Below are 2,759 nucleotides of genomic sequence, written 5' to 3'. Positions count from 1 at the left end.
TTGGTAAGTTTTTTATCGTTGTTCATGGGTATTTTGCTCCTCAAGTTAGGTTACGTTGCAAATTTTCTAAAACTCAGCAAATCATAAATCGAGAGCATTACGAAAGCAACAAAAAAAGATTCAGATAGATTTTTAGATATCTAGATATAACTGAAATTTCTAAAAATCCTTAATGTATATAGCCTGAGAGACCGATAAATATCTAGGTAGATTTGGAGATATGTATACCCCACGAGATTGCCAGACTTGAGTTCCAAAACCAACGGTCAGGATGACGGCCCGTAGATAACACATTTTCACTGAACAGCCCTGTGAATTCTGACCTCTGGCATCTAGCATAAAACTGTAGTACAATAAACCAAGCCAAAATATCAAAAAGGGAAGCTATGGCTATACCAACTAGATGGGATGTACAACTAGCACATTGGTTTGACACACATTTTCTGCCCATTGAACGGCATCGAACTTATGCACGTCCCGGAAGACGTCAAGCAGCTATGGGAAAAATCCCCTGTCCAAGTTTTCGTTATAGCTATGAGGATCTGCAAAGCCGAACCTTTGGTTTGGTGTTAGATACATGGCCAAGTATGGATCGTGATCTTTTGGCAGAAGCTTTTGATGTTCTGATGATGCAAAGTATCGCGCATGATATCCCCCAAATTCGCCTTATTTTTTGTGACAAAACAACCTATGATGAAGGCTACGTGCTGCCAGAGCACTTACGGGAACACACAAATATCAAAGGGTTAAAACACCCTCCACTGCAACCGGGCATTGATTTGCTTGAATCGGCATATGACTTTCCTCGACACAGCCCGATCCTTCTTGTAACTGATGGAGCATGTGATCGACTAAATGTTAGACGAGAACACGCTTTTATCGTACCGGTGCAAACACATCCTCGAATTCCCCAACACCAAACTGCTTTCCTCGTTGAATAGTTGAATAGCGGTCGAGAAAATGTTTAGCCAATTCGGAAACGTTTCCAAACTGCTCGAGTGTCACTCGGGAACTGAAGCAGTCAAGCGCATCGAGGATATTTACCATGCAAATGTTGCACAAATTCGCCATGATCTAACATATCTACTGGATGAGGCTGAGCCTGACTCAGGTCGTTTAATCTTTGAAGGCGGTAACTATCCTTTTGTGGGCCTCAACGTACGTCCAGAAAATATGCATATTGATGCACGCCTTAGCTACGGTGTAGCAACCGACCCTGGAGCGTTTGGAACCACAGTGACGTGCCCTAGTTTGTTTCGCGAGTATTATCAAGAGCAAATCGATCTGCTAATCAAGCATCATAACGTTCCGGTGATGGTCGGTGAAAGTGATTCACCCATTCCTATTCCCTTTGCTGTGGATCCGCACCATATATCACCTGAACTCAAAGAAACGCTTGAGTCAAGGTTTCATAGCCTGCTTCCCAATTTATCGCGTGTCAATGACAATATAGCCAACTATCACCATGTGCATACAGGAAACACGGCTTTGCCACTTGCGCTTTTTACTGGCGAGCGCGTAGATTACTCACTGCACCGATTAATGCACTACACGCGTACCTATCCAGAATTTTTTCAATCATTCATTTTGTTGACCAACTATGATCGTTATATCCAAGAATTCATCGATTATGCGATGCATGAAATTAAAACGGGCCATGAATATACCGCCTTCGTTGAGCCAGGAAATTATATTACCTATAACCAAAAATTTAAAAAGACCAAAACAAAGGGCCAGCGCCTCCAGTATTCACCACAGATACCTGCCTATCACCTGGTACGCCCTAATGGACAGGGCATTACCTTCGTGAATATTGGAGTTGGCCCCAGCAATGCCAAAACCATTACAGATCATTTAGCAGTGTTAAGACCACACTGTTGGTTGATGCTCGGCCATTGTGCTGGGTTGAGGCGCAGTCAAGCTTTGGGAGATTACGTGCTGGCACACGGCTATGTTCGCAAAGATCACGCTTTAGATGAAGATTTGTCTTTGGATGTTCCTCTGCCGGCGATCGCTGAACTACAAGTCGCACTGCAAGATGCCGTAGCACACGTAACTGGTCTGCGTGGTCGTGAGATGAAGAAACGCATGCGTACAGGCACAGTGCTCACCACTGACAATCGAAACTGGGAGCTTTTATCAAAACAACAACTGCCGCTGTTCAATCAAACCCGCGCCATTGCGGTGGACATGGAATCAGCCACGATTGCTGCCAATGGTTTTCGGTTTCGTGTGCCCTATGGAACATTATTATGTGTTTCAGACAAGCCAATTTATGGTGAACTTAAATTGCAAAAAATGGCCACAAAATTCTATCAAGATCGCGTGAGTCAACATCTACAGATTGGCATTGAAGCTATTCGCTTAATTCGTGAATTAGGAGTTGATTTATTGCACTCAAGAAAGCTGAGAGGTTTTGAAGAACCACCATTTCGGTGAAGAAAAGAACTATGATATTGCTGTTGTAGGGTAGTTCCCTGAGTATACCGCGCCAGGGTTGTTCAGTGAAAATGTGCTGCCCACGGGCCGTCATCCTGACCGTTGGTTTTGGAACTCAAGTCTGACAGACTTGAGGAGGCAAAACCTTACGATTCAGGATCCCATTTTTTAAGATCTACAAAAAAAGAATTGGATCCTGTCCCGGATCAAGTCCGGGATGACGCTCAATAGATCGCAAAGATTTTCCAATTCGCGCAACTTACAGTCGCACGTTTGGAAAATCAGCGTTCAAGATGACGGCCGTGTTGGTTTCACTGAAC

2 protein-coding genes are annotated in these 2,759 nt (G+C 43.9%); both read left to right on the top strand.

Annotated elements, in window-relative coordinates; genetic code table 11:
- Positions 1–386: 386 nt before the first annotated feature.
- Positions 387–941: a hypothetical protein gene (locus tag ABFQ95_08360; GenBank protein MEN8237527.1), complete on the top strand. Its 555-nt coding sequence runs from the start codon at positions 387–389 to the stop codon at positions 939–941.
- A gap of 19 nt (positions 942–960) precedes the next feature.
- Complete coding sequence (locus tag ABFQ95_08355) at positions 961–2,439, top strand: AMP nucleosidase (GenBank protein ID MEN8237526.1); 1,479 nt, start codon at positions 961–963, stop codon at positions 2,437–2,439.
- Positions 2,440–2,759: the final 320 nt, after the last annotated feature.

Source organism: Pseudomonadota bacterium (assembly GCA_039714795.1).
GTDB lineage: Bacteria > Pseudomonadota > Alphaproteobacteria > JAGOMX01 > JAGOMX01 > JBDLIP01.
This window is presented reverse-complemented; position numbering and strand designations above follow the sequence as displayed.

Excerpts from the sequence above, each read along its gene's own strand:
- ABFQ95_08355 (MEN8237526.1), top strand. The coding sequence starts at position 961 with ATGTTTAGCCAATTCGGAAACGTTTCCAAACTGCTCGAGTGTCACTCG.
- ABFQ95_08360 (MEN8237527.1), top strand. The coding sequence starts at position 387 with ATGGCTATACCAACTAGATGGGATGTACAACTAGCACATTGGTTTGAC.